The organism is Streptomyces sp. SAT1, from assembly GCF_001654495.1.
Lineage (GTDB): Bacteria > Actinomycetota > Actinomycetes > Streptomycetales > Streptomycetaceae > Streptomyces > Streptomyces andamanensis.
In genome coordinates this window covers 3,188,297-3,212,204 of the sequence record NZ_CP015849.1, presented here as the reverse complement: position 1 = coordinate 3,212,204, position 23,908 = coordinate 3,188,297, and the positions used below count along the sequence as shown (strand labels likewise).

Sequence of the window (23,908 nt, the reverse complement as noted above, 5' to 3'; positions counted from 1 at the left end):
AACGAGGACCGGGTCGGTGAGGCCCGCAGGCCGGGTGGGGCAAGGAACCACGAGGTCGGCGAGCCGTCCGTCGCGGGCGCGGGCGCGGTCCGAAGGAATCACCCCCAGTCCTGGAGGGACCACTTCACATGGCCAAGATCATCGCGTTCGACGAGGAGGCGCGGCGCGGCCTCGAGCGCGGCATGAACCAGCTCGCGGACGCCGTCAAGGTGACGCTCGGCCCCAAGGGTCGCAACGTCGTCCTCGAGAAGAAGTGGGGCGCCCCCACGATCACCAACGATGGTGTCTCCATCGCCAAGGAGATCGAGCTCGAGGACCCGTACGAGAAGATCGGCGCCGAGCTGGTCAAGGAAGTCGCCAAGAAGACGGACGACGTCGCCGGCGACGGTACGACCACCGCGACCGTGCTGGCCCAGGCCCTGGTCCGCGAGGGCCTGCGCAACGTGGCCGCCGGTGCCAACCCGATGGCCCTGAAGCGCGGTATCGAGAAGGCCGTCGAGGCCGTCTCCGCCGCCCTGCTCGACCAGGCCAAGGAGGTCGAGACCAAGGAGCAGATCGCCTCCACCGCCTCCATCTCCGCCGCCGACACCCAGATCGGTGAGCTGATCGCCGAGGCCATGGACAAGGTCGGCAAGGAAGGCGTCATCACCGTCGAGGAGTCGCAGACCTTCGGGCTCGAGCTCGAGCTCACCGAGGGCATGCGCTTCGACAAGGGCTACATCTCCGCCTACTTCGCGACCGACATGGAGCGCATGGAGGCGGTGCTGGAGGACCCGTACATCCTCATCGCCAACTCCAAGATCTCCTCGGTCAAGGACCTGCTCCCGCTCCTGGAGAAGGTCATGCAGTCGGGCAAGCCGCTGCTGATCATCGCCGAGGACGTCGAGGGCGAGGCCCTGTCGACCCTGGTCGTCAACAAGATCCGCGGCACCTTCAAGTCCGTCGCCGTCAAGGCCCCGGGCTTCGGCGACCGCCGCAAGGCCATGCTCGGCGACATCGCCATCCTCACCGGCGGCGAGGTCATCTCCGAGGAGGTCGGCCTCAAGCTGGAGAACGCCACCCTCGACCTGCTGGGCAAGGCCCGCAAGGTGGTCATCACCAAGGACGAGACCACCATCGTCGACGGCGCCGGCTCCTCCGAGCAGGTCGGCGGCCGGGTCAACCAGATCCGCGCCGAGATCGAGAACAGCGACTCCGACTACGACCGCGAGAAGCTCCAGGAGCGCCTGGCCAAGCTCGCGGGCGGCGTGGCCGTCATCAAGGCCGGTGCCGCCACCGAGGTGGAGCTGAAGGAGCGCAAGCACCGCATCGAGGACGCCGTGCGCAACGCCAAGGCGGCCGTCGAGGAGGGCATCGTCGCCGGTGGTGGCGTGGCCCTGCTCCAGGCCTCCCAGGTGTTCGAGAAGCTGGAGCTGGAGGGCGACGAGGCCACCGGTGCCGCCGCCGTCAAGCTGGCTCTTGAGGCCCCGCTGAAGCAGATCGCCGTCAACGCCGGCCTCGAGGGCGGTGTCGTGGTGGAGAAGGTGCGCAACCTGACCCCGGGCCACGGCCTGAACGCCGCGACCGGCGAGTACGTCGACCTGGTCGGCGAGGGCATCATCGACCCGGCGAAGGTGACGCGCTCCGCGCTCCAGAACGCCGCGTCGATCGCCGCGCTGTTCCTCACCACCGAGGCCGTCATCGCCGACAAGCCGGAGAAGGCCGCCGCGGCCGCTCCGGGCGGCATGCCGGGCGGTGACATGGACTTCTGATCCGCCCGCGGATCAGCCCGTCCCTGCCGAGGGCGGCACCCCCTGTCTCCAGGGGGTGCCGCCCTCGGGCGTTTCCGGGGCGGCCGGCTGCGGCCGGGACCCGCCGGCCGTAGGCGGTCGCAGCCGGTCCCTGTGTCCTTCGACGGCGTCCCCGCTCAGCTCCTGCGCTCGCTCAGGACGCAGAACTCGTTGCCCTCCGGGTCGAGGAGGGTGACCCAGTGCTGCCCGTCCTGCGCGGTGTCGGCGCGCCGGGCGCCGAGGGAGAGCAGTCGCGCGACCTCGGCCTCCTGGTCGTCGGGGCGGAAGTCGGGGTGCAGCCTGTTCTTCGCCGTCTTGCCCTCGGGGACAGGCACGAAGAGCAGGCCCGGCATCCGGTCCGGCTCGGGCCGGATCTCGATGATCTCCTCGGATTCGTCGACCACGACCCAGCCGAGAGCCTCGGCCCACCAGCGCCCCAGAGCGACCGGGTCGGCGGAGTCGACGATGATCTGTTCCCATTCCAGTGCCATGCGCCTGAGCATAGGCAGACCGGCGAACCACCCCATGGTGGCCGTCGGCGGCCACCGATTTAGCTTGCTTAAGTCAATCAAGTCGAATTATGGTTGCTTGAGTCAAGTACCCCTGCTCTCCCGGAGACCTCTTCCATGTCCGACGCACCCGCCCGGCCCACCGCTGCCGAGGCCCTGCCCAGACCCAACGCCATCGTGGCCGTCCTGGCCTTCGGCGGCATCGTGGTCTCGCTGATGCAGACCCTGGTGATCCCGATCGTCTCGGAGCTGCCGAAGCTGCTGCACGCCTCCGCGTCGGACGCCGCGTGGGTCGTCACCGCCACGCTGCTCGCCGCGGCCATCGCGACCCCCGTCATGGGCCGCCTCGGCGACATGTACGGCAAGCGCCGCATGCTGCTGCTCAGCCTCGTCATGCTGGTGGCCGGCTCGGTCGTCGCCGCGCTCAGCGACTCCCTTGCCCCGATGGTCGTCGGCCGTGCCCTCCAGGGCCTCGCCTCCGGGGTGATCCCGCTCGGCATCAGCATCATGCGCGACGAACTGCCCGCCGAGCGGCTCGGCTCGGCGACCGCGATGATGAGCGCCTCGCTCGGTGTGGGCGGCGCCCTCGGCCTGCCCGCCGCCGCGGTCATCGCCGAGAACTTCGACTGGCACATGCTCTTCTGGGCCTCGGCGGTCCTGGGCGCCGTCGCGGCGGTCCTCGTGCTGCTGCTCGTACCGGAGTCGAAGGTGCGCTCCGGCGGCCGGTTCGACGCCGTGGGCGCCCTCGGCATGGCGGCGGGCCTGATGTGCCTGCTGCTCGCGGTCTCCAAGGGCGCCGACTGGGGCTGGGGCAGCGGCTCCACCCTGGGCCTGCTCGCCGCCGCCGTGGTGATCCTGCTCGCCTGGGGCGCCTTCGAACTGCGCGTCCAGGCACCGCTGGTGGACCTGCGCACCACGGCCCGCCGCCAGGTGCTGATGACCAACCTCGCCTCCATCGCGATCGGCTTCGCGATGTTCTCGATGTCCCTGGTCATCCCGCAGCTGCTCCAGCTGCCCTCGCAGACCGGCTACGGCCTCGGCAAGTCGCTGCTCGCCACCGGCCTGGTCATGGCGCCCTCCGGGCTGGTGATGATGGCGGTGGCCCCGTTCTCGGCGGCCCTGTCGCGGGCCCGCGGCGCCAAGGTGACCCTGATGACCGGCGCCCTCATCGTGGCCGCCGGATATCTGCTGAACATCGTCCTGATGGACCAGGTCTGGCACTTCGTCCTGGCGCCCTGCGTCATCAGCGCGGGCATCGGCTTCACCTACGGGGCGATGCCCACCCTCATCATGGGCGCCGTGCCCGCCTCCGAGACGGGCGCCGCCAACAGCCTCAACACGCTGATGCGGTCCATCGGCACCTCCACCGCCAGCGCCGTCGCCGGTGTGGTCCTCGCCCATCTGACCACGCGGTTCGGCCCCTACGCGCTGCCCTCGGAGAACGGCTTCCGTACCGTCCTCGCGCTGGGCGCGGGCGCCGCCCTGCTCGGCTTCGTCATCGCCGCCTTCATCCCGGGCCGGCGCACCGCCCCCGCCCCGGGCGCCCCGGCCGCGGCGGACCCGGCGGCGCGGGCCGCCGGTACCGAGGCGGTCGGACCGAAGGGCTAGCTGTAGCTAGGGCCTGTCCGGCCGACCGCCCCCGGGGCGCCTCACAGGTTGCCCAGCGGTTCGATGTCCACCCGCACCGGCGTCCCCCAGGTGCGCACCACCTCGTAGTCGGTGAACTCGTGCACCAGGCGGTAGGCCGCCGCCGCGTGCGGGCCGCGCCGCTGGGCCGCGACGAACAGCTCCGCCTCGCGCCGGTCCCGGCGCGGGGTGCCGCACAGCTGCCACTCCCGGCCGTTCCACAGCTCCGGCAGCCAGCGCTGCTGGGGCTGCGGGCGGTCCTCGCGGACGCCGTAGCGGGAGGAGGCCGTGCCGGAGCCCGGCCCGGAGGCGGGGCGTGAGCCGCCGTCGTACCGGTCGCGGCGGGCCGCGCGGCGGCGGGTCTCGCACAGCAGGCACAGGTCGGGGGCGTCCTCGTCGACCGGCCCGGTCGGATGCTCGGCGCACCGCGTCGAGGGCCGGTCCTGCGAGACGCTCTCCTCCAGCAGGTCCAGCGCCCGCCGCAGATCCGCCTTCACCTCGTGCAGCCGCGCGGCCGGGGTGTCGGAGGTCAGCTCCTCACCGTGTTCCCCGATCACCCGCAGGGCCCGTCCGAGAGCGGTGAGCTGTGCGTGGTTCATACCGGCCAGCGTCGCACACCTCACCGGCCCCGGGCGCCGGCCCCCGGGCCTCGGCCACTGCTCTTCAGCCCATGCTCTTCGCGCCGTCCAGGGCCTCGCGGACGATGTCGGCGTGCCCGGCGTGCTGCGCGGTCTCCGCGATGATGTGCAGCAGCACCCTGCGGGCCGACCAGCGCGCGCCGGGCTCGTACCAGGGCGCCTTGGGCAGCGGGTGGTCGGCGTCCAGGTCGGGCAGGGACGCGACCAGCTCGTCCGTCCTGCGCGCCACCTCCGCGTACGCGGCCAGCACCCCGTCCAGCGTGTCCCCGGGCAGCATGCGGAACTCGTCGGCCCGCCGGGCGAAGTCCGCCTCCGTCAGCGCGGAGAAGTCGGGCATCGCGGAGGGGCCCTGCTCGATGAAGGCCGTCCAGGCGCGCTCGGCCGCGGTGACGTGCTTGATCAGGCCGCCCAGACACAGTTCGCTGACCGTGGTGCGCCGCCCGGCCTCCTCGTCGGTGAGGCCGCGGGCGGGGAAGGTCAGGAAGTGGCGCTGCTTGGCCAGCGCCGCCAGCAGGTCCGCGCGTTCGCCGGTGACGGCCGTCCGGTCGGTGCGCGCGGTCTCGTTCTGCGTGTTCTCGGTCATGGCCGGCCCTCCGTGGTGTCCGTGGTGTCCTGTCCCGTGTTCCTCGTGCGTGCACCACGGTAGGGCCGATGTAGGTCAGATCGCGTCCTAGATCGGCACCGGGCCCCAGGGCGGGGCCGGGGCATCGAGTCTTCGGACAGACCCTAGACCGCGGGGACGCCGCGGCCGGTCTCCGGGCCGCGTGCGTCCGGTGCCGCCAGCGCGGCGCGCAGATGGCCGGCCGACTCCGTGAGCAGACGGGCCGCCGTCGGTCCGTCGACCCCGGCGAGCAGCACCAGGATGGCGTCCTTCACCTCGCCGTCGGTGGCCGTCAGCGCCCGCTCGATCTCCTCGTCCGGCGCCCCGGTGGCCAGCGCCACGATGCGGCGCGAACGGGCGCGCAGCTTCTCGTTGGAGGCGCGCACGTCGACCATCAGGTTCCCGTACGTCTTGCCCAGCCGGATCATGGTGATCGTCGACAGCATGTTCAGGACGAGCTTCTGCGCCGTGCCCGCCTTCAGCCGGGTCGAGCCGGTGAGGAGTTCGGGACCGGCCACGATCTCGATGCCGTGCTCGGCCGCGGCGGCCAGCGCGCTGTGCGCGTTGCAGGCCAGGCCGATCGTCAACGCGCCCCGCGCGCGGGCGTGTTCGACCGCGCCGATCGCGTACGGGGTCCGCCCGGAGGCGGAGATGCCGACCACCGTGTCGTCGGCGGTCAGGCCGAGGGCGTCCAGCGCCTCCACGGCCAGTTCCCGGGAGTCCTCCGCGCCCTCGACCGAGGTCACCATCGCCTCACGGCCGCCCGCGATCAGCCCGACGACCTGGGCGGGGTCGGTGTTGAAGGTGGGCGGGCACTCGGAGGCGTCCAGCACCCCGAGCCGCCCGGCCGTGCCCGCGCCCGCGTAGATCAGCCGGCCGCCGCGCGCCATCCGCTCGGCCACCGCGTCGATCGCGGCGGCGATCTGCGGCAGCCGCTCGGCGACGGCGGCGGGCACGGCGGTGTCCTCGGCGTTCATCAGCCGGGCGATCTCCAGCGTGGGCAGCCGGTCGATCTCGGACAGCTCGGGACGGAACGCCTCGGTCGTCAGCGACTCCAGCTCGGCGCGCAGCCGGCCGTAGGGGGAGGGGGAGGTGGAGGTCATGAGGGGTGGCTCTCTCCGTGCGTGCGGTGCGGGTGCGGGTGCGGTGAGGGTGCGCCGGACCGGCGGTGCGGGCGACGCGTGCGGTGCCGGCAGTGCGGGCGCGGGGCCGGTCCGGGCCGGGATCCGGGGCCGCGGCCGGGGACCGGCTCAGTGGTGCGCGGCCCGGAGCGGCCGGTCAGGAGCGCTGGGATCCGCCGCGTGGGCTGTGCCGGTGCGCCAGGGCCTCGTAGGACGCCGCGAGCGCGGGCGCCGCCGTCTCGTACGTCCGCTGTGCCACGCCGACGAACAGGCAGTCCACGACCAGCAGTTGACTGGTCCGGGAGGACATGGCGGCCGGGCGCAGCTCGCTCTCCCGGGAGGTGGCGGTGGTCAGCACGTGGTCGGCGTACTGGCTGACGGGCGCGTCGGGGCGGCCGGTGATGGCGACGGTGGTCGCACCGCGCTCGAAGGCCACCCGCAGCGGCTCGATCACGTCACCCGTCGAACCCGAATGGGTGATCGCGATGGCCACGTCGCCCGAACGCAGCTGCACCGCGTTGGTGACGGCCAGGTGCGGGTCGCTGTGCGCGTGCGCTATCAGCCCTATGCGCAGCAGCTTCTGGGTGAGGTCCTGGGCGACCAGGCCGGAGGCGCCGATGCCGTACACATCGGTGCGGCGGGCCCCGGCCAGGGCGGCGACGGCCGCGCCGAGCTGGACCGTGTCCAGTCCGGCGGCGGTGTCGGCGAGGGTCTGCTGCTCCTCGTAGGCCAGTTTGGCGACGACGTCGGCGATGGGGTCGTCCACCGCGATGTCGGTCGTGATGGCGGGGGCGCGGCCGGACTGCTGCTGGGCGGCGAGGCCCGCGAGCGCGAGGCGCAGATCGCGGTAGCCGGGGTAGCCGAGCAGCCGGGCGGTCCGTACGACGGTCGCCTCGCTGGTGCCGGTCAGCTCGGCGAGGCCGGTGACGGTCAGGGCGGCGCAGCCGGCCGGGTCGTTCGCCACGGCCTCGGCGACGCGCTGCATGGAGCGGGTCATGGACGGCGCGAGCGTGCGCACCTTGGCGGCGAGGGCGGCGGGCGCGGGCGGGGCCAGGCCCGCGGGGGTGCCCGAGCCTGCGAAAATTTCCTTCACGTCCTGGGTCACATATGAAAGATATTTTCTGTCCGGTGTGCGGTCAAGAGTGCGCGACGGCGCACCCGCGCACGCCGGCGGCCCGGATGCGCACAATGGAGCCATGGAATCCCTCAGCCCCCTGGAGCAGGCCCTGCACGCCGCGCGCGCCCTGGTCCTCGCCGATCTGGTCGCCGGTGAGGTCGCCGACGCGGACGTCGTCTCGCTGGTGGAGGAGTCCGTCGTCCAGCGCCGCTGGTGGGTGGAGCAGTGGCCGGACGGCGCCCGGTACGTGGCCGGGCTGGTCGCGCAGGACGTCCAGGACGCCCTGCTGGAGCGGTACGGCCGCTGGCCGCTGTGCCCGGTGTGCGGCTACGGCGACCCGCACGCGCTGGACGTCGAGCCCGAACTCGGCCCCGACCCGCACTGGGTGTGCGCGCAGGCGGGCGTGAAGGTCGCGCCGGTGGGCGCGCTGGCCCGCGCGTTCGGCGGGAAGCCGTCGTCGTGACCGTCTACATCGACCCGCCGTCCTGGGCCGGCCACGGCCGTCTGTGGTCGCACCTGGTCAGCGACGACTCCTACGCCGAACTGCACCGCTTCGCCGCCGCCCTGGGCGTGCCCGAGCGCGCCTTCGAGCGCGACCACTACGACCTGCCCGCCCACCGCTACCCGGACGCGGTGGCCGCCGGAGCGGTCGAGGTCGGCAGCCGCGAGGTGGTGCGGCTGCTGCACGCCTCGGGGCTGCGGCGGCGCAAGCGGCACGGCCCCGTCTGATCCGCGGCTCCTCTGATCCGGGGGCCGTGCCGCTCGGCCGCCGCCCGGCGGCGTCAGTGCGCGGCGGGCACCGGGCTGTGCACGGTGCAGGTACGGCTCTTGCCGTCCGGCTGGGTGCCGCACGCCCAGGCCGTCTGGGTGCCGCTCAGTTCGGTCATCGGGGAGTACACGTCGTTGCCCCAGTGCACCGGGCTGGCCTCGCTGGTGCCCTCGGAGTTGTTCACGTCGACGACCGCCTTGGGCTTCGCGTAGGTGATCCGCCCCCAGGCCGCGCCGCACGCCCTGCTGTAGCGGAGTTCGATCACCATCTCCTCGTTGCGGATCAGGGCGAGCGTCTGCCCGTCCCGTGAACACCCCATGGCCGCCGGGTCCTTGGCCGTGCAGCCGGCCCGGGTGCAGCCGACCGGGTCGGCGTACGCGGACATGGCGGTGTCGGCCGTGCTCCCGCTGCCGGTGTCCGCCCCGCCGCCCGAGCGGTCCGTGGCGTAGTGGACGGCCGCGAAGGCCCCGGCCGCCAGCACCGCGCACGCCGCGGCCACGGCACCGATCAGCCGCGCCGACCGCCACCGCCGGGGCCCGCGGACGGAATCCGCGACGGGGAGGGAGGCCGGTGCACCGCTTGCTTCCGGGGCCGCCCCGGACTCGGCCTCCGTCTCTGCTTCCGGCCCGGCCGTCCCGGGCTCGGCCTCCGTCTTCGCCTCCGTTTCCGGCCCGGCCGCCTCAGCTCCGGGCTCTGCCTCAGTTCCCGGCTCCGATGCCGCCGATTCCCCTCCTCCCTCGGCGAGATCCGGTTCCGGTTCCGGTTCCGGACCGGGTTCGGCGACGGCGCGCGGCAGTTCGGCCCGCTCCCACAGTTCCAGCAGCGGACCCGCGTCCGTGCGCACGGCCCCGGCGAAGCTCTCCACCGCGCCGCGGGGCGGGAACTGCTTCCCGTTGATCCAGCGTTCCCAGGAAGACTTGGAGTAGTGGGTGAGGGTGCCGATCCGGGCGTAGCTGAGCCCCGACCGCTGTTTCAGCGACAGCAGTTCCGCGTGCAGCGCGGCTGCGGGATCCGGCGAAGACGGGGATACGGGGAGATCTCTGTCGCTCTCGCTCACTGCGGGCCCATTCGCTGATGGACCACCTGGACGGACCGAAGGCACAGCGGCGGACCGGCGCCCCCGCCGGTCCGTTGATGGAACTGCCCCCCGAATCAGCCCCGGTGCTCCGGTCCTGAAATTCGAGAGGAAGCATACTGCCGCCGCGACACGCTGCCATGGCGGCGCGCGTCGCGGCGGCGAGGTCCGTCGTACCCGCCCGGGAGCCGGACGGTACGGTCACTCGTAGTAGACGTGGGCGATCAGGCTGTGCCAGGTGTTGCGCCCCACGACGCCGTCGGCGCCGCCCGGGACCGCGTACCGGCTCTGGTACGCGACCACCGCGGCGTACGTCTTCGGCCCGAAGTCGCCGTCGACGAACCCTGGTTGGTCGGTGCCGGTGACCGCGCCCGCCTCCACCAGCTCCTCCTGGAGCTCCCGCACGCACACTCCGGTCGAGCCCCGGGCCAGGACCACCGTGGGGATGTCCCAGCCCAGGTACCGCTCGGAGCCGTACTGCGCCTCGCAGGTGCGGAGTTCGCCGTCCCAGCCGGCACTGGCGGGCGCCGCGGAGCCGCCCGCCAGCGCCGCCGCCGCTGCGAGCACGCAAGCGACGGCGGCCGAACGCCCGCGCAGGGACGCTCTGTCCGTCCTGGCCACCGCGGATCAGTCCGTGGTGAGCAGGACGAGCAGCTGCCAGGTCTGCGGGCCGACGATGCCGTCGGCCTGGAGGCCGTGGGCGCGCTGGAACCGGCGGACGTAGCCGTCGGTCTTCGGGCCGAACAGCCCGTCGACGAAGCCGGGTCCGTCGGCGGGGTCGAGCCCGATGGTCGACCCGAGGTCGAACTGGAGCTCCTTCACGCACACGCCCGACGAGCCCTGGGCGAAGTCGCGGGCGGGGATGGTCCAGACGCCGTTGGGCGAGGTGCGCCCGCCGACCGAGTTGAGGCACGGATCGAGGTATTCACCGGCCTGGGCCGAGGGCGCCGCCAGCAGCAGCGAACCGGCCGCGGCCAGGGCGAGCGAGAGGGCGGTGGCGGTCTTGCGGTTGCGGAATCTGCTCATGGTGGGACGAGTTCCTTCCGAGAGGAGCGGGGCCGCGCCCGGGGGCCGGCCGGGTGAGGAGGGGCCGGTCAGCAGATCCAGATCGCCTGGGTGTCCCAGTCGCTCCAGATGTCCAGCTGTCGCCAGGTCTTCGGGCCGACGATGCCGTCCTGGGAAAGACCCGCGCAGCCCTGGAACCTGACGACCGCGTCGCGGGTCTGGTTGCCGAAGATGCCGTCCACGGCGAGGTTCGTGCCCCGCACGCTGCGGTTCAGCGCGCACTGCACGGCCTTGACGGCGTCGCCCGTGTCGCCGTAGGCCACCTGGGGCTCGGCGAGGGTGTAAGTGCCGCAGTAGTTGCCTCTGGTGACGGCGGAGGCGCTGGTCGCGCCGCCGAGTCCGGCGCCGAGGCCGGTGATCAGCAGGAGTCCGGCGGTGGCGGCCAGGAGCTTCGGACGCATGGGTGGGTCCCTTCGGTGGTGCGACGGAGGACGGAACCGCGCGGGGCGCGGGAGGCGCGGTCAGGCGCCGGCGGGCGAGACGATCGCGTAGGCGCCGCGCGTGGCCGGGACGAAGTGGCGGCGCATCACCTGGTCGTCGGAGTTGCCCTCGATGGTGTCGACGGTGCCGTCCGCGTTGGCCTTCTCGATGATGCCGACGTGCACGCTGGTGCTGGTGTTCTGCGGGCCGGAGCCGAAGACGATGGCGTCACCGGGCTGCGGGTCGCTCAGGCCGCTGTGCAGCGTGCCGTGGTTGCGTCCGTAGTAGTAGAAGTCGCCGCTGAAGGCGGTGCTGAAGCTGATCCCGGCCTGCCGCCAGGTCCAGCTGGCGAACAGCGCGCACCACGCCTCGCACGGGCCGTACGGGTTGCAGTTGGCGCCCCACTCGTGCACGCCGAGCTGGGAGCGCGCGGCCTGGACGATCTTGTCCCGGGCGCTGCCGGACAGCGGGGGGACGGTGGGCGTGCCGCCGCTCTCGCCCCCGGGGCTGCCGCCGCCCAGCTCGCGGGCGATGCCCATGGAGGCCATGGTCAGGGGACCGGCGATGCCGTCGGCGTCCAGGCCGTGTGCGCTCTGGTAGGTCTTGACCGCGTCGAGGGTGGCGGTGCCGTAGTCGCCGTCGGCGGGGGTGCCCGCCTTGCTCTGCACCTGCTTCACCTTCGCGGAGAGCGCGGCGTCGGTCTGCGGTCCGGCGAAGCCGTCGACGGACAGGGCGTTGTCGCTCTGGAAGGCCAGCACGGCGTCCTTGGTGGCCGGGCCGTAGATCCCGTCGACGCCGTTCGCGGCCAGGTAGCCGAGGCCCGCCAGATCGCGCTGGAGCAGCTTGGTGTCCGCGTTGGTTCCGGTGCCGCTGGAGGTGATGCGGTCGATGTTCATCGCGCCCATGGTCAGGGGACCGGCGATGCCGTCGGCGTCCAGGCCGTGCGCGCTCTGGTAGGTCTTGACCGCGCTGAGGGTGGCGGTGCCGTAGTCGCCGTCGGCGGAGGTGCCTGCCTTGCTCTGCACCTGCTTCACCTTCGCGGTGAGCGCGGACAGGGTGGCGGGTCCGGCGTCGCCGTCCGCGTCCAGGCCGTTGTCGCGCTGGAAGTGGCGCACCGATTCCGTGGTCTGGCTTCCGTAGACGCCGTCGACCCCGCTGAGCGGGGCGTAGCTGAGGCCGGCCAGGTCGCGTTGGAGCAGGCGTACGTCGGTCGCCGCGTGGGCCTGCCCCGCCGTCGGGCCGAGCAGCAGGCCGGCCAGGACCGCGGCGAGGGCGAGCACCAGCGCGGCGGCGCGGGTGCCGCCCGCACGTCCGGGTGCGCGGAGGATCGTTGTGGGCACGGGAACTCTCTCCCTGAAGTCCCGGGACGGGCCCGGGAGGGACGGACGAAGGAGTGGGGGGTGCCGGCCGGCGACGACCATCCTTGGCCACGGCATCACCGTCCCACCAGTGCGAACGGCGTCCTGGGACGCCATCTGGGACGCGTCCCGCCGCTGACCTGCGGGGCCGCCCGCGGCCGGCGCGAGCGGACCGCGGAGGCGGCGGCCGTGCACCGCCGCCCTCGCCACTCGTCCCGAGATCGCCGGCAGCCGCTGGATGACAGCAGGTCAGAGCCGTGGGACGCCGGGCGCCCCGTCGTGGGACGGGCGGCCCATGGCCCGCCGGTCCCCGCTGTGGAACAGTCCTGCCGACGGCGGACGGTGACGCGGTGTCATGCGCCCCCCGTCACCACCCGCGCGAGCGTGCGAGGCGCTCACACCCCAGGGCCCCAGGGCCCCAGGGCGCCTTCCGGTCATGTGCCCGCCCTCGCGTCCTCACGCCCGCCCTCACGTCTGGCCGCGGATCCCCGGATCCCCCGGTCCGCGCAGCCCCAGCCACGCACAAGGGAGCCCTCATGCCCAGAAGACTCGTCACGCTCGCCGCCACGGCCGCCCTGGTCCTCGGCGCGACCGCGGCCGGCGCCGGTAGCGCCTCCGCCGCCCACAGCTACGAGTACTGCGGCCGGACGTACACCAGCGCCGAGCCCGAGCTGAGCTACGGCGCGAGCGGCAGCGCGGTGAAGGCCCTCCAGTGCGAGCTGAATCTGACGCTGTCCGGTCCCGGCCTCGCGGTGGACGGTGTCTTCGGCGGGCTGACCCGCAACGCCGTCGTCAGGTTCCAGGGCTGCTTCAACCTCGCCCAGGACGGCATCGTCGGCCCGAACACCTGGTCCTCGCTGGACGCGCTCAGCACCTACTCGCCCGAGGCGACGCGCATCTGCTGACACCGTCCCGCCGGTGCCGTGCCGTGCCGTGCCGTGCCGGGCGGCCGCCGTGCCGGGCGGCCGTCCGGTCAGGGAAGCCGCCCGGTCAGGGCAGCAGTTCGAAGCCGAGCAGACCGTCCGCGTCCTGGGCGGGCAGGTAACCGGCGCGGGTCACCACGCGCTGCGAGGGGCCGTTGTCCGGCTCGATCAGCGCGATCAGCCGTCGTACGCCGTCACGTGCCAGCGCCCACGCGGACAGCGCGCGCAGCGCCTCGGTGGCGTAGCCCCGGCCGCGGGCGGAGGGCGCGAGGTCGTAGCCGACCTCCGCGCAGCCGTCCTCGTCGGGCGCGCCGTGGAAGCCCATGCCGCCGACCGCGCGCCCGTCCTCGCGCCGCACCAGCACGAACAGGCCCCACTCGGCCCGGTGCACCCCGCTCTCGTACGCCTTCACGGTCATCCCGGCGGCCTCGCGCGTGCCGCGCCAGGGGCCGTCCTCGACCCAGCGGAACCCGCCGTCGCCCCCGGCGGCCAGATCGCGCGCGGCGGCGGGGACGACACCGCGCAGGACCAGGCGGTCGGCGGCGACCTCGGGCGGATTGATCCAGCGCCACCCGGACACCGGCGCGCGGCCGGGCAGGTCGCCGCGGCCGGTGGCCCACAGCAGTGTCGGCCAGGGGGCCTCGGCGGGCCGCACATGCGGGAAGAGGCGTTCGAGCACGCCCTCGGCCAGCTCGGCGGGCGGCTCGTGGACGAGGCCCAGACCGGCGGCGATGTCATGGGTGTGCAGCAGCACCTCGGCCACCGCCATCGCGGTGAAGCCCTCGCGGTCCGCGCCGCGGAAGGGGTACGGATGGAAGGCGCGCACGTCGGCCGGGGTGGTGCGGACGGTCGAGGCGAGCAGCGCGCCGGTCGCCACGATCACGTCCAGCACGTCCGCGTTGCCGGTCCCCTCGTCGAGGGTGATCTCGAACGGGACGTACGCGTCGGCCGCCCGCCCGGCCAACTGCCCGGCGTAGGCGAGGAGGTCGCCCGCCACATGCTCCGCCGTCTGCCGGCAGTCCCACTCCAGCCGTCCGGCGCGTACGCCGTCCCACTCGCGGTCCACCACCGTGCGCAGCATCGCGACGGCATCGGCGACGGCCCGCTCCACCTGTTCCCCACCCCATGGCTCCATGGGCGCAGGGTAGGGGCGGCGGTGCCCTCAGAGCGACAGCATTTCCAGCTCCGAGGCGAGGTTGTAGCGGGCCGTCGCCTCCCAGTGCCGCTGGCCGTAAGGGGTGCGGAACAGCAGCGGCCGGCCGAGGAGGCGGCGCAGGATCGCGGCGCGGCCCTCGCGGAAGGCGTCGGCGGGCACGAAGTGGTACTCCTCGCGGACGGCGGCCGTGTAGGCGGCGTACGCGGACGGGGGCGCGGCCAGGACCGCCAGGTCGGCGTCGCACAGGACCTGGCCGTCGCGGTCGTCGGCGGCCGGGTCGTGGCTGGTGGTCAGCCGCACCAGCCGGCCCACCTCCGCCGTCGTCCCGGCCGGCACCCCGGCCTCCGGCAGCGCCCGCTCGGCCAGCCGGGCGGAGCGCTCCTCGTTCTCGGAGCGCTCGGGCAGGTAGACCGCGTCGTGGAACCACGCGGCCAGCCGCACCGTGTCCGGCGCGGCGGCGTACTCCTCCAGCACGTCGACGTGGTCCAGGACCGCGTCGAGGTGGGTCAGTGTGTGGTAGCGCCGCTGCGGCTCGCGCCAGCGGGCGATCAGACGGTCGGCGTACGGGACGGGGTCCGGCCCGCCGGCGGGGCCGCGGGCCCCTTCCAGGGCGCGGGCCCACCGGATGCGCAGGGCTTCGGTGTCGACGTGATCGGCCATGCGCTCATTCTCCCGTCGCGGGACCGGCCGTAACCCCTGGTGCCGTGCCGGGCGTCGCGAGCCGGTGAACCTTTGCGGTCGCGGCACTAGCGTGGGGGCCATGACTTCTGCTGACCTGCACGAGGTACGGGACCCGCAACTGCCCGGACGGCTGCTCGCCATGGAACGGGACGCGCTGATCCCGCTGCTGCGGGCGCGCCCGGCGGCGGACTTCGCGCTGCCGACCGCCGCCTGTCCGGGCTGGACGGTGCGCGATGTGCTCGCGCACTGCTCCGCCGCGCTGACCAGGGTGGTGGAGAATCGTTTCGAGGAGGGCGTGTTCTCGCCAGAGTGCAATGAGCGGGACATCGCGGAGCGGGCGGAGTGGACGGACGGCCGGGTGGTGGACGAGCTGGAACGCGGCATGACGGAGGCGGGTGCGGTGATCGCCCGGTCCGACGGGGCGCTGGACGGGCTCGCGCTGGGCGAGTGGGTGCACGCCGGTGATGTGCGCGAGACCTTCGGTGCGCCGGGCGCGTACGCCGGAGCCGCCCTGTCCTGCGCGCTTCCGCTGCTCGCCCGGGTCACCCGGACCAAGCGCCGGCTGCCGCTCCACGCCGACCTGGACGACGTCGACGAGCCGCTGCGCCTCGGTGACGTGCGCGCCGCGCGTCCCCCGGCCCGCTACATCGGGGACGCGGCCACCCTGGTCCGGCTCTGCACCGGCCGCCCGCTGCCCGCCTCGGGCTACGAGCTGGCGGGCGCGGAACAGGCCGAGCTGAACATCTTCGGGTGACCGGTTCTGCGCCGGGGCCGCCATCCGGCGTACCCTGATATTGGACTAGACCTGTCAAGCCCCAGGGGAAACCGAGGAAAGGGGTCCTATGAGCATGCGTGCAGTCCTGGAGGTGATCGCCCTCGACGCCGAGGACGCGGTCGCCGCCCAGGCCGGAGGCGCGGACCGCCTCGAGCTGGTCACCGACATGGCGGCCGACGGGCTGACCCCGCCGGTGGGCACCGTCGTCGCGATCCGCGCCGCCGTCGACATCCCGCTGCGCGTGATGGTGCGGCTCGCGGACGGCTTCTCCTCGGGCGGGGCCGGGGGCGTGGACAGGCTGGCCGAGGTGGTCGGCGACCTGCGGGCCGCGGGCGCCGGGGAGTTCGTGTTCGGGTTCCTCGACGGGGACGGCCTGGTGGACATGGCGGCCGTGGAACGCGTGGTCACCGCGCTGGACGGCTGCCCGTGGACCTTCCACCGGGCCATCGACAGCTCCGCCGACCGCGACGCCGTGCGCAAGCAGCTGGACGGGCTGCCGGGCCTGGACACCTACCTGACCGCGGGCGCGGCGGGCGGCGTCGACGACGGCCTGCCCACCCTGGTCGCCGAGGCGGCACGCGCCGGGGAGCCCGGCTACGAGCAGCGGATCATGGTCGGCGGCGGCCTGCGTCTGGAGCACGTGCCGCCGCTGCGCACCGCCGGGATCGACGCCTTCCACATCGGCGGCGCCGCCCGGTCCGGCGGCTGGTCCGGCGCGGTCTGCGCCGACGCGGTCGCCCAGTGGCGCTCGGTCCTCGACGGCCTGAGCGCGCAGCAGCTCGCGGTCTGAACGGCGGACCGGCGCGGGGCGCTCCGCGCGGGACGGGACGTCACGTGCGCACGGCGGCGCGGGCCGCACCCTTGTCCGGTGCGGCCCGCGCCGCCGTGGGGCGGGGGACCGGCGCGGCCGCCGGCCGGCTCAGGCCAGCTGCCGCGGGAGCGGTGCCGTGTGGGTGACGATCAGACCGGAGACGGCACGGGTGAGCGCCACGTACAGGCGGCGCAGGCCGGTCCGCTCGTCCGGTTCGCCGTCCACCACGGCCTGCGGGTCGTCCAGGACCACGTAGTCGTACTCCAGGCCCTTGGCCAGGGAGGCCGGGACCAGGGTGAGCCGGGTCTCGGCCGTCGTCTCCTCGCCGGGGGAGAGGTGGCTCAGGCCCGCCGCCGCGAGGGCGTCGGCCAGGGCGGGGATCCGGGCGTCGGCCGCGATCAGACCGGTCGAACCCTCGTGGCGCAGCAGCTCCTCGCAGGCGGCGACCACGTCGGTGTCCCCCTCGGCCGCCCGGATCCGGAAGAAGCCCGGGTTCTCGCGGACCGAGGCGACCGGGGTGAGCCCCGGCGCGATGTGCGGCAGCAGCCGGGAGGCGTACGTGATGACGTCCGTCGGCACGCGGAAACCGGCCGTCAGCTCCTCGATCACGCCCTCGCTCTTGCCGAGGTGGGCCAGCGCCTCCTCCCAGGTGCGGGTCGCCCACGGGGTGGTGCCCTGCGCCAGGTCGCCCAGGACGGTCGCGGAGCCGGTGGTGCAGCGGCGGCCGACCGCGCGGTACTGCATGGGGGACAGGTCCTGCGCCTCGTCCAGGACCACGTGCCCCAGGGAGTGGGTGCGCTCCACCAGGTCGGTGGCCTCGTCGATCAGCACGGTGTCGGCCGCCGACCACCTGGCCGACTTCACCGACCGCACCGGCTTCGCCCACAGGATCGTCTTCTGCTCCTCCTCGGTGAGGATCCCCTCGGCGTGCGCGGCCAGGAAGTCCGCGTCCGTGAGCAGCCGCAGCACCAGTTTGGCCGGGTCGACGGGCGGCCAGACGGCCTTGACGGCGGCCTTCACCGCCGCGTTGCGGGCCACGGTGTCCTGCACCCGGTCGTCGGGCGCCTCGCCCGCCCGCTCCATCTGCACCAGCACGGCGTGCGCGACGCGCTGCGGCAGGGCCTCGCGGGCGGCGCCGTAGCGGATGCCCCGGTCCAGCAGCTCCTTGACGATCTCCTCCAGTTCGTACGCCGCGACGCGCCACCGGCGGGAGCCGCGGACCACCACGACCGGCTCGGTGGGCAGCGTGACGTGCGAGTACAGCGCCCGGCGCAGCACCTCCGCCATCCGCGCGTCGCCCTTGACCAGCGCCGCCGCCGCGTCGTCCGTGCCGCGCACCTCGGCGTGGGCCACCAGGTCGTCCACGGTCGCCTGCTGCACGGCCAGTTCGCCCAGGGCCGGGAGCACCTGCTCGATGTAGTGCAGGAAGGAGCGGTTCGGGCCGATGACGAGGGTGCCGGTGCGGGCCAGGCGGTCGCGGTGGGCGTAGAGGAGGTAGGCGACCCGGTGCAGGCCGACGGCGGTCTTCCCGGTGCCGGGGCCGCCCTGGACGCAGACGGTGCCGGACAGGCCGGAGCGCACGATCTCGTCCTGCTCGGGCTGGATGGTGGCCACGATGTCGCGCATGGGGCCGACGCGCGGGCGTTCGATCTCCTGCTGGAGCAGTTTGCTGGTGACCGCGGCCCCGGCCGGATCGGCCGGGTCGGACAGGTGCTCGTCCTCGTACGCCGTGAGGTCGCCGCCGGTGTAGCCGAAACGGCGGCGCAGGGCGACGTCCATCGGGTCCTTCTTCGACGCCCGGTAGAACGGCTGCGAGACGGGCGCGCGCCAGTCGATGACCATCGGGTCGCCCTCGGCGTCGTGCACATGCCGCCGCCCGATGTAGAAGCGCTCGCCCTCCGCCCCCTCGGCCCGGTCGGCGCCCGGGGCGTGCAGGTAGTCGAGGCGGCCGAAGAAGAGAGGGGTGTCGCTCAGGTCGGCCAGCGCCTTGATGCGCTCGTCGATCTGGCGGGCGAGCACCTCGGCGTTGACCCAGTTCGCGCTGACGTCGCGGATGTCGAGCGACTCGACGTCCGCGCGCATGGTCCGCAGGGCGGCGCGGGAGGCGGCCAGATGGGACCGCTCGCGGCCGAGCGGATCGTCCGCCGCGGGCGCGGCGGAGGCCGCGGTGGTGCTCGTGGGACGTACGGCGGGGTCGGTGGGCGTGGACGACGACAAGGCGGTGCCTCCGGAGGACCTGCGGGGACGGGCGGCGCGGTGCGCGCCGCGCGGCGCCGTGCGGCGGGGCGCGGGCACGCGGGATCTGCCGGCCGGTTTCCGTCCGGCCGACGGCACTCCGAGGGGAGGCGGGCAAGGGCGGAGAGTCTAGTGCGCCGGGTGCGGGGGAGGCCAACCGTTTTCCCGCCGGACGTCCGTGTCCCGGTCCGCCGCCCCGTTCCCGGTCCAGTGATGCTCTTTTCTGGCATTCCTGGCATTCCCGGCATTTCTGGTATTTCTTGCGGTTCTGGCGGTTATGGCGGGTGTCCCCTAGGGGGAGTCGCCCGTCCGGTGTAGGGGGTGTGCTCCCTCCAGAGGGGTACGCGGAGGGCAAGAAGGTTGGCTCCGCAGACCGATGCCGACCACGCCCTCCGAGATCCACCATTGAGTCATGAGTGCAGCGACCATCCATCCGGCACCCGCCGCTCGCCCGGCCGGTGCCACGGCTGTCCGAGGCAGCCACCACCACCGCCTGGGCGACGCCCTGCACGCCGTGAAGGTGTACGCGGGCGCCGCGTTCGACGTGATCATCCTCGGGGAGTACGGCGAGGAGGCGGGCATACGCCACAAGTGACCTACTAGGGTCGGTCCGTGACAGAACGGACGGTGGCCCTCCGGTCACACACGGCGGCTGCTCCGGCCCTCCTCGCCGCCTCTTTCCTCGCCCTGGCGGCCCTGTTCGCCCATCTGCGGCTGCCGATGCCCGACGCGCTGGTGTACCGGGCCGAGGGCGCGGCCGTCCTGCACGGCCGCGATCTGTACGGCTTCGCGGTCACCGCCGGGCGCCTGCCCGCCACCTACCCGCCCTTCGCGGCCGTGCTGTTCGTCCCCACGGCCCTGCTGCCCGCCCCGGTGCTGAAGCTGGCCTTCCTCGCGGGCAACGCGCTGCTGCTGGGCCGGCTGGTCCAGCTGTCCGCGCGGCTCGCGGGCCGGGCGGCCGGGTGGCCGCTGCTGTGCACCGCGACCGCGCTCGCCCTGTGGTGCGAACCGGTCTTCCAGACCTTCCGCTACGGCCAGATCAACCTCGCCCTGGCCTGCCTCGTGCTGTGGGACCTCACCCGGCCGCCCGGAACGCGCGGCCGGGGAGCCGCGATCGGCCTCGCGGCCGGCATCAAGCTCACCCCCGGCCTCTTCGTCGTCCATCTGCTGCTGCGCGGACGCGGACGCGAGGCGGCCACCGCGACGGCGGCCTTCGCCGCGACCGTCGTCGTGGGCCTGCTCGCCCAGCCCGGCGCGAGCGTCGCCTACTGGACCCGCCATGTCTTCGAGACCGACCGAGTGGGGAAGCTGTGGATCGTCGACAACCAGTCCCTCCAGGGACTGATCGCCCGCCTGCTGCGGGACCCGGAGCCCGGCCTCGCCTGGCTGCTGCCGGACCTCGCGGTGGCCGCCGCCGGACTCTGGCTCGTCCGCCGGGCGCCCCGGGAGCGGTGGGCCGTGCTGCTCACCGCCTTCACCGCGCTGCTGGTCTCCCCGATCAGCTGGTCCCACCACTGGGTGTGGTGCGTCCCCCTGGTCGCCGTGCTGCTGGCCGAGGGGCGCCGCGGCGCGGCGGCGCTCACCTCGCTCTGCTTCACGGCCCGCACCCTGTGGCTGGTGCCGCACGCGGGCGAGCTGGATCTGCGCCTGCCGTGGTGGCAGCAGCCCCTGGCCTCGCCGTATGTGCTGCTCGGTCTCGCCCTGCTCGCGGCGGCCGCCCTCCCGCGCCGTCCGGGACGTACGCGCGATGATCCCGTACCGGTCAGCCTTCCTCCGCCAGCAGCTCGTCCGCGTCCATGATCCGGTAGGCGTAGCCCTGCTCGGCCAGGAAGCGCTGGCGGTGCGCGGCGAAGTCCTGGTCGATGGTGTCGCGGGCGACCACCGAGTAGAAGTGCGCCTGGTGGCCGTCGGCCTTGGGCCGCAGCACCCGGCCCAGGCGCTGCGCCTCCTCCTGGCGGGAGCCGAAGGTGCCCGAGACCTGGATCGCGACCGTCGCCTCCGGCAGGTCGATGGAGAAGTTCGCCACCTTCGACACCACGAGCACCGTGATCTCGCCCGCGCGGAAGGCGTCGAAGAGCTTCTCCCGCTGTGCGTTGGACGTCTCACCCTTGATGACCGGGGCGTCCAGGTGCTCGCCCAGCTCGTCGAGCTGGTCGATGTACTGGCCGATCACCAGCACCTGCTGCCCGGCGAAGCGGCGCACGATCGCCTCCGTGACCTTCCGCTTGGTCGCGGTGGTCGCACAGAAGCGGTACTTCTCCTCGGTCTCGGCGGTGGCGTAGGCCAGCCGCTCGGAGTCGGTCAGGTTCACCCGGACCTCGACGCAGTCGGCGGGCGCGATGTAGCCCTGCGCCTCGATCTCCTTCCACGGCGCGTCGAACCGCTTGGGCCCGATCAGCGAGAAGACGTCGGACTCCCGGCCGTCCTCGCGCACCAGCGTCGCGGTCAGCCCGAGCCGCCGCCGGGCCTGGAGATCGGCGGTGAACTTGAAGACCGGCGCGGGCAGCAGGTGCACCTCGTCGTAGACGATCAGCCCCCAGTCCCGGGAGTCGAACAGCTCCAGATGCGGGTAGACGCCCTTCCGCCGGGTGGTGAGCACCTGGTACGTGGCGATGGTGACCGGCCGGATCTCCTTCTTCGTCCCGCTGTACTCGCCGATCTCGTCCTCGGTCAGCGAGGTCCGCTTCACCAGCTCGTGCTTCCACTGCCGGGCGGAGACGGTGTTGGTGACGAGGATCAGCGTGGTCGACCGGGCCTGCGCCATCGCACCGGCGCCGACCAGGGTCTTGCCGGCCCCGCAGGGCAGCACGACCACTCCGCTGCCGCCGTGCCAGAAGTTCTCCACGGCCTGCTTCTGGTAGGGCCGGAGCGCCCAGCCGTCCTCGGCCAGCTCGATCGGGTGCGCCTCGCCGTCGACGTACCCGGCCAGGTCCTCGGCGGGCCAGCCCAGCTTCAGCAGCGTCTGCTTGATCTGCCCGCGCTCGGAGGGGTGCACGGCCACGGTGTCCGGGTCGATGCGCGCCCCGACCAGCGGGGCGATCCGCTTGGACTTCAGCACCTCCTCCAGCACCGGCCGGTCCGTCGTGGTCAGCACCAGCCCGTGCGCCGGGTGCTTGCTGAGGGTCAGCCGCCCGTACCGGTCCATCGTCTCGGCGATGTCCACCAGCAGCGCGTGCGGCACCGGGTAGCGGCTGTACTGCACCAGCGCGTCCACGACCTGCTCGGCGTCGTGCCCCGCGGCGCGCGCGTTCCACAGCCCCAGCGGGGTCACCCGGTAGGTGTGGATGTGCTCGGGCGCCCGCTCCAGTTCGGCGAACGGAGCGATGACGCGACGGCAGTCGTCGGCCTGCTCGTGGTCGACCTCCAGGAGCAGGGTCTTGTCGGACTGGACGATCAACGGACCATTCACGCGCGGCACCCTTTCGCTGACGCGGCCGGACGGCTCGGCCAACACTCCAGTGTGCACCAATGCCCGCGCGGCCCGGCCCTGCCGCGGAGGGCGGGCCCGGGGTGGCCCGCGCCCGCCCTCCGCGGGAGCGGGTCACACCTGCCGGGCGCCCGGACGGCGGGGGGCGACGGAGAAGGCGGCGGCGGTGGAGACTGGGGAGCCGGGCGCGGTCACGAAGTCCGTGACGTGGTACTCCGCCCGCAGCTCGTCGTGGCTCAGGCGCAGCGTGGTGTAGCCGCGCTGCGCGTTGTGCCACTTCAGATGCGGGTTGACGCCCTCGGCCAGCCAGTTGGCGCCGACCTGGTCGGAGGCCGAGCCGTTCTTGCCCGAGGTGATCGACGTACCGGCGAACTCGGTGGCCACCACCGGCGAGGACGGGTCGTCGAAGTCGAGCTTGAGATCGGCGACGACGCTGCGGTGGATGTCACCGGTGAGGACGACCGTGTTGCGCACACCGCGCTCGTACAGGCCGCCCAGCAGCCGGCTCCGGGCGTCCACGTACCCGTCCCACATGTCCAGGCCGGAGGAGAGCACCGCCGGGTCCGGGTCCTGGTCGACCTGGGCGATCAGCGTCTGGTTGGCGAGCACGTTCCAGGTGGCGTGCGAGCGGGCCGCGCCGCGCAGCAGCCACGCCTCCTGCTCGGCGCCCAGCATCTGCCGGCCTGGGGCGCGCCGCTCGGCGTCGAAACCCGGCCTGGTGCCGTCGCCGCCGACCTGGTCGTCGCGGTAGGAGCGGCTGTCCAGGACGTGCAGGTCCATGACCCGCCCGAAGGTCAGCCTGCGGTACATACGGGCCCGCGCCCCGCGCGGCTTCTGCGGCAGCCGGAGCGGCTGGTGCTCGTAGTAGGCCTGGAAGGCGCCGGCCTTGCGGACCCGGAAGGCGGCCGGGTCGCCGTCGGGGAAGCCGTCGCCGTCCACCTGGGCCCAGTCACCGGCCCAGTTGTTCTCGACCTCGTGGTCGTCCCAGGTCAGTGCCCAGGCGGCGGAGGCGTGCGCGGCCTGGAGGTCGGTGTCCAGCTTGGTGAGCGCGTACCGGTTGCGGTACTCGGCCAGGGTGTACGTCTCGCGCCGGTACTGCGCGTCGAGTTCCGGCATGCCCCGCACGCCCGCGGTCGCGCCGACGCCGTTCTCGTAGATGTAGTCGCCCAGGTGCACGATCAGGTCGTGGCCGGCGTCGGCCAGGTGCCGGTAGGCCGTGTAGTAGCCCTCGTACCAGCACTGGCAGGAGACGAAGGCCATGCTGAGCCGGTCGCCGCCGCGGCCGTGCGGCGAGGCGGCGGTCCGGGCGCGGCCCACCTGGCTGATCGCGTGCCCGGCCCGGAAGCGGTAGAAGTACTCGGTCCCCGGCCGCAGGCCGCGCACCTCCGGGTGGACGGAGTGGGCGAGTTCGGGCACGGCCCTTGCGGTCCCGGACCGCACCACGTGCCGGAACCGCTCGTCGGTGGCGACCTGCCACTGCACCGGCACCGTCCGCTCGGGCATGCCGCCGCGGCTGTCCACGGCCAGCGGGTCCGGCGCGAGCCGCGTCCACAGCACGAACCCGTCGTCGTGCGGGTCGCCGGAGGCGATGCCCAGCCGGAAGGGGTCGTCGGGAAAGCGCGGCGCCGCCCAGGCGCCCGCCGTGCTGAAGCCCGCGGTGAACAGGCCGAGCGTGGCGGCGCCCGCTCCTGCCCGGCCGAGCAGACGGCGTCTGCTGAGGTCCATGTGTCGCACCCGTCGTCAGGGGTCTGGTTGACGGGTGAACACTGGGTGCGAGGTGTTACGGGGGCCGGGCGGTCAGGGAATCGGTTCCCGGCGGGCGGACGAACTCG

At 73.6% G+C, this 23,908-nt stretch carries 24 protein-coding genes; 9 read left to right on the top strand and 15 right to left on the bottom strand.

Annotation, left to right across the window (positions count from 1 at the left end; translation table 11 throughout):
* Nucleotides 1–128 precede the first annotated feature (128 nt).
* Nucleotides 129–1,751: a chaperonin GroEL gene (gene groL, locus A8713_RS13880; RefSeq protein WP_018567050.1), complete on the top strand. Its 1,623-nt coding sequence runs from the start codon at nucleotides 129–131 to the stop codon at nucleotides 1,749–1,751.
* Nucleotides 1,752–1,906: 155 nt separating this feature from the next.
* On the opposite strand, the gene A8713_RS13875 is transcribed toward groL, so the two are convergent.
* Nucleotides 1,907–2,260, bottom strand: coding sequence for a VOC family protein (locus A8713_RS13875; RefSeq protein ID WP_216826771.1), 354 nt, complete (start codon nucleotides 2,258–2,260; stop codon nucleotides 1,907–1,909).
* Between the two features lie 135 nt (nucleotides 2,261–2,395).
* Here A8713_RS13875 and A8713_RS13870 point away from each other — a divergent pair, with 135 nt between their 5' ends.
* Nucleotides 2,396–3,886 (top strand): MFS transporter, encoded by a 1,491-nt coding sequence (locus A8713_RS13870; protein WP_064533790.1) that lies wholly within the window; start codon nucleotides 2,396–2,398, stop codon nucleotides 3,884–3,886.
* Nucleotides 3,887–3,927: 41 nt separating this feature from the next.
* Here the strand turns inward: A8713_RS13870 and A8713_RS13865 are convergent, their stop codons facing one another.
* The 4 genes from A8713_RS13865 to A8713_RS13850 all read right to left on the bottom strand — a co-directional run bounded on the left by A8713_RS13865 (nucleotide 3,928) and on the right by A8713_RS13850 (nucleotide 7,369).
* Nucleotides 3,928–4,503, bottom strand: coding sequence for a hypothetical protein (locus tag A8713_RS13865; protein ID WP_064533789.1), 576 nt, complete (start codon nucleotides 4,501–4,503; stop codon nucleotides 3,928–3,930).
* A 64-nt stretch (nucleotides 4,504–4,567) separates the two neighbouring features.
* Nucleotides 4,568–5,125: a DinB family protein gene (locus A8713_RS13860; RefSeq protein WP_064533788.1), complete on the bottom strand. Its 558-nt coding sequence runs from the start codon at nucleotides 5,123–5,125 to the stop codon at nucleotides 4,568–4,570.
* 143 nt (nucleotides 5,126–5,268) lie between these two features.
* Complete coding sequence (gene murQ / locus A8713_RS13855) at nucleotides 5,269–6,246, bottom strand: N-acetylmuramic acid 6-phosphate etherase (RefSeq protein ID WP_064533787.1); 978 nt, start codon at nucleotides 6,244–6,246, stop codon at nucleotides 5,269–5,271.
* Between the two features lie 175 nt (nucleotides 6,247–6,421).
* Entirely contained in the window at nucleotides 6,422–7,369 is a 948-nt protein-coding gene (locus A8713_RS13850; protein WP_018567056.1) for a MurR/RpiR family transcriptional regulator, read from the bottom strand.
* A gap of 91 nt (nucleotides 7,370–7,460) precedes the next feature.
* Between A8713_RS13850 and A8713_RS13845 the strand changes: the two genes are divergently transcribed.
* Both A8713_RS13845 and A8713_RS13840 read left to right on the top strand, forming a co-directional pair.
* Nucleotides 7,461–7,844 (top strand): hypothetical protein, encoded by a 384-nt coding sequence (locus A8713_RS13845; RefSeq protein ID WP_064533786.1) that lies wholly within the window; start codon nucleotides 7,461–7,463, stop codon nucleotides 7,842–7,844.
* Complete coding sequence (locus tag A8713_RS13840) at nucleotides 7,841–8,110, top strand: DUF4031 domain-containing protein (protein WP_064533785.1); 270 nt, start codon at nucleotides 7,841–7,843, stop codon at nucleotides 8,108–8,110. The genes A8713_RS13845 and A8713_RS13840 overlap by 4 nt, the downstream gene beginning before the upstream one ends.
* 53 nt (nucleotides 8,111–8,163) lie before the next feature.
* Here the strand turns inward: A8713_RS13840 and A8713_RS13835 are convergent, their stop codons facing one another.
* The 5 genes from A8713_RS13835 to A8713_RS13815 all read right to left on the bottom strand — a co-directional run bounded on the left by A8713_RS13835 (nucleotide 8,164) and on the right by A8713_RS13815 (nucleotide 12,050).
* The gene (locus A8713_RS13835; RefSeq protein WP_064533784.1) at nucleotides 8,164–9,207 is read right to left on the bottom strand and encodes a helix-turn-helix domain-containing protein; all 1,044 of its coding nucleotides are present in this window, start codon (nucleotides 9,205–9,207) and stop codon (nucleotides 8,164–8,166) included.
* A 219-nt stretch (nucleotides 9,208–9,426) separates the two neighbouring features.
* On the bottom strand, nucleotides 9,427–9,792 hold the full coding sequence (locus A8713_RS33105; protein ID WP_159393093.1) for a peptidoglycan-binding domain-containing protein: 366 nt from the start codon (nucleotides 9,790–9,792) through the stop codon (nucleotides 9,427–9,429).
* A gap of 60 nt (nucleotides 9,793–9,852) precedes the next feature.
* Entirely contained in the window at nucleotides 9,853–10,251 is a 399-nt protein-coding gene (locus tag A8713_RS13825) for a peptidoglycan-binding domain-containing protein (protein WP_064533782.1), read from the bottom strand.
* A gap of 68 nt (nucleotides 10,252–10,319) precedes the next feature.
* On the bottom strand, nucleotides 10,320–10,691 hold the full coding sequence (locus tag A8713_RS13820) for a peptidoglycan-binding domain-containing protein (RefSeq protein WP_064533781.1): 372 nt from the start codon (nucleotides 10,689–10,691) through the stop codon (nucleotides 10,320–10,322).
* A gap of 60 nt (nucleotides 10,692–10,751) precedes the next feature.
* Nucleotides 10,752–12,050 (bottom strand): peptidoglycan-binding protein, encoded by a 1,299-nt coding sequence (locus A8713_RS13815; protein ID WP_064533780.1) that lies wholly within the window; start codon nucleotides 12,048–12,050, stop codon nucleotides 10,752–10,754.
* Nucleotides 12,051–12,604: 554 nt separating this feature from the next.
* On the opposite strand from A8713_RS13815, the gene A8713_RS13810 reads away from it, so the two are divergent.
* Nucleotides 12,605–12,973, top strand: a complete 369-nt coding sequence (locus A8713_RS13810; RefSeq protein WP_064533779.1) for a peptidoglycan-binding domain-containing protein — start codon at nucleotides 12,605–12,607, stop codon at nucleotides 12,971–12,973.
* Between the two features lie 85 nt (nucleotides 12,974–13,058).
* On the opposite strand, the gene A8713_RS13805 is transcribed toward A8713_RS13810, so the two are convergent.
* Nucleotides 13,059–14,102, bottom strand: coding sequence for a GNAT family N-acetyltransferase (locus tag A8713_RS13805; protein WP_064533778.1), 1,044 nt, complete (start codon nucleotides 14,100–14,102; stop codon nucleotides 13,059–13,061).
* A gap of 51 nt (nucleotides 14,103–14,153) precedes the next feature.
* The gene (locus A8713_RS13800; RefSeq protein WP_064533777.1) at nucleotides 14,154–14,807 is read right to left on the bottom strand and encodes an HD domain-containing protein; all 654 of its coding nucleotides are present in this window, start codon (nucleotides 14,805–14,807) and stop codon (nucleotides 14,154–14,156) included.
* A gap of 100 nt (nucleotides 14,808–14,907) precedes the next feature.
* Here A8713_RS13800 and A8713_RS13795 point away from each other — a divergent pair, with 100 nt between their 5' ends.
* Together A8713_RS13795 and A8713_RS13790 are read left to right on the top strand one after the other, a co-directional pair.
* Entirely contained in the window at nucleotides 14,908–15,582 is a 675-nt protein-coding gene (locus tag A8713_RS13795) for a maleylpyruvate isomerase family mycothiol-dependent enzyme (protein ID WP_173860843.1), read from the top strand.
* An 88-nt stretch (nucleotides 15,583–15,670) separates the two neighbouring features.
* A complete protein-coding gene (locus A8713_RS13790; protein ID WP_064533775.1) occupies nucleotides 15,671–16,393 on the top strand; it encodes a copper homeostasis protein CutC in 723 nt (240 codons plus the stop codon).
* A 129-nt stretch (nucleotides 16,394–16,522) separates the two neighbouring features.
* On the opposite strand, the gene A8713_RS13785 is transcribed toward A8713_RS13790, so the two are convergent.
* Nucleotides 16,523–18,631, bottom strand: coding sequence for a HelD family protein (locus A8713_RS13785; protein WP_173860842.1), 2,109 nt, complete (start codon nucleotides 18,629–18,631; stop codon nucleotides 16,523–16,525).
* 430 nt (nucleotides 18,632–19,061) lie between these two features.
* On the opposite strand from A8713_RS13785, the gene A8713_RS13780 reads away from it, so the two are divergent.
* Together A8713_RS13780 and A8713_RS13775 are read left to right on the top strand one after the other, a co-directional pair.
* On the top strand, nucleotides 19,062–19,244 hold the full coding sequence (locus tag A8713_RS13780) for a hypothetical protein (protein ID WP_018567065.1): 183 nt from the start codon (nucleotides 19,062–19,064) through the stop codon (nucleotides 19,242–19,244).
* Between the two features lie 17 nt (nucleotides 19,245–19,261).
* Nucleotides 19,262–20,449: a glycosyltransferase 87 family protein gene (locus A8713_RS13775; RefSeq protein WP_064533774.1), complete on the top strand. Its 1,188-nt coding sequence runs from the start codon at nucleotides 19,262–19,264 to the stop codon at nucleotides 20,447–20,449.
* Here the strand turns inward: A8713_RS13775 and A8713_RS13770 are convergent.
* Together A8713_RS13770 and A8713_RS13765 are read right to left on the bottom strand one after the other, a co-directional pair.
* Nucleotides 20,412–22,058, bottom strand: a complete 1,647-nt coding sequence (locus A8713_RS13770) for a DNA repair helicase XPB (protein ID WP_064533773.1) — start codon at nucleotides 22,056–22,058, stop codon at nucleotides 20,412–20,414. The genes A8713_RS13775 and A8713_RS13770 overlap by 38 nt on opposite strands.
* A gap of 132 nt (nucleotides 22,059–22,190) precedes the next feature.
* Nucleotides 22,191–23,801 carry an alkaline phosphatase D family protein gene (locus tag A8713_RS13765; protein ID WP_064533772.1) on the bottom strand — a complete coding sequence of 537 codons (1,611 nt, stop codon included), beginning with the start codon at nucleotides 23,799–23,801 and terminating at the stop codon, nucleotides 22,191–22,193.
* Nucleotides 23,802–23,908: the final 107 nt, after the last annotated feature.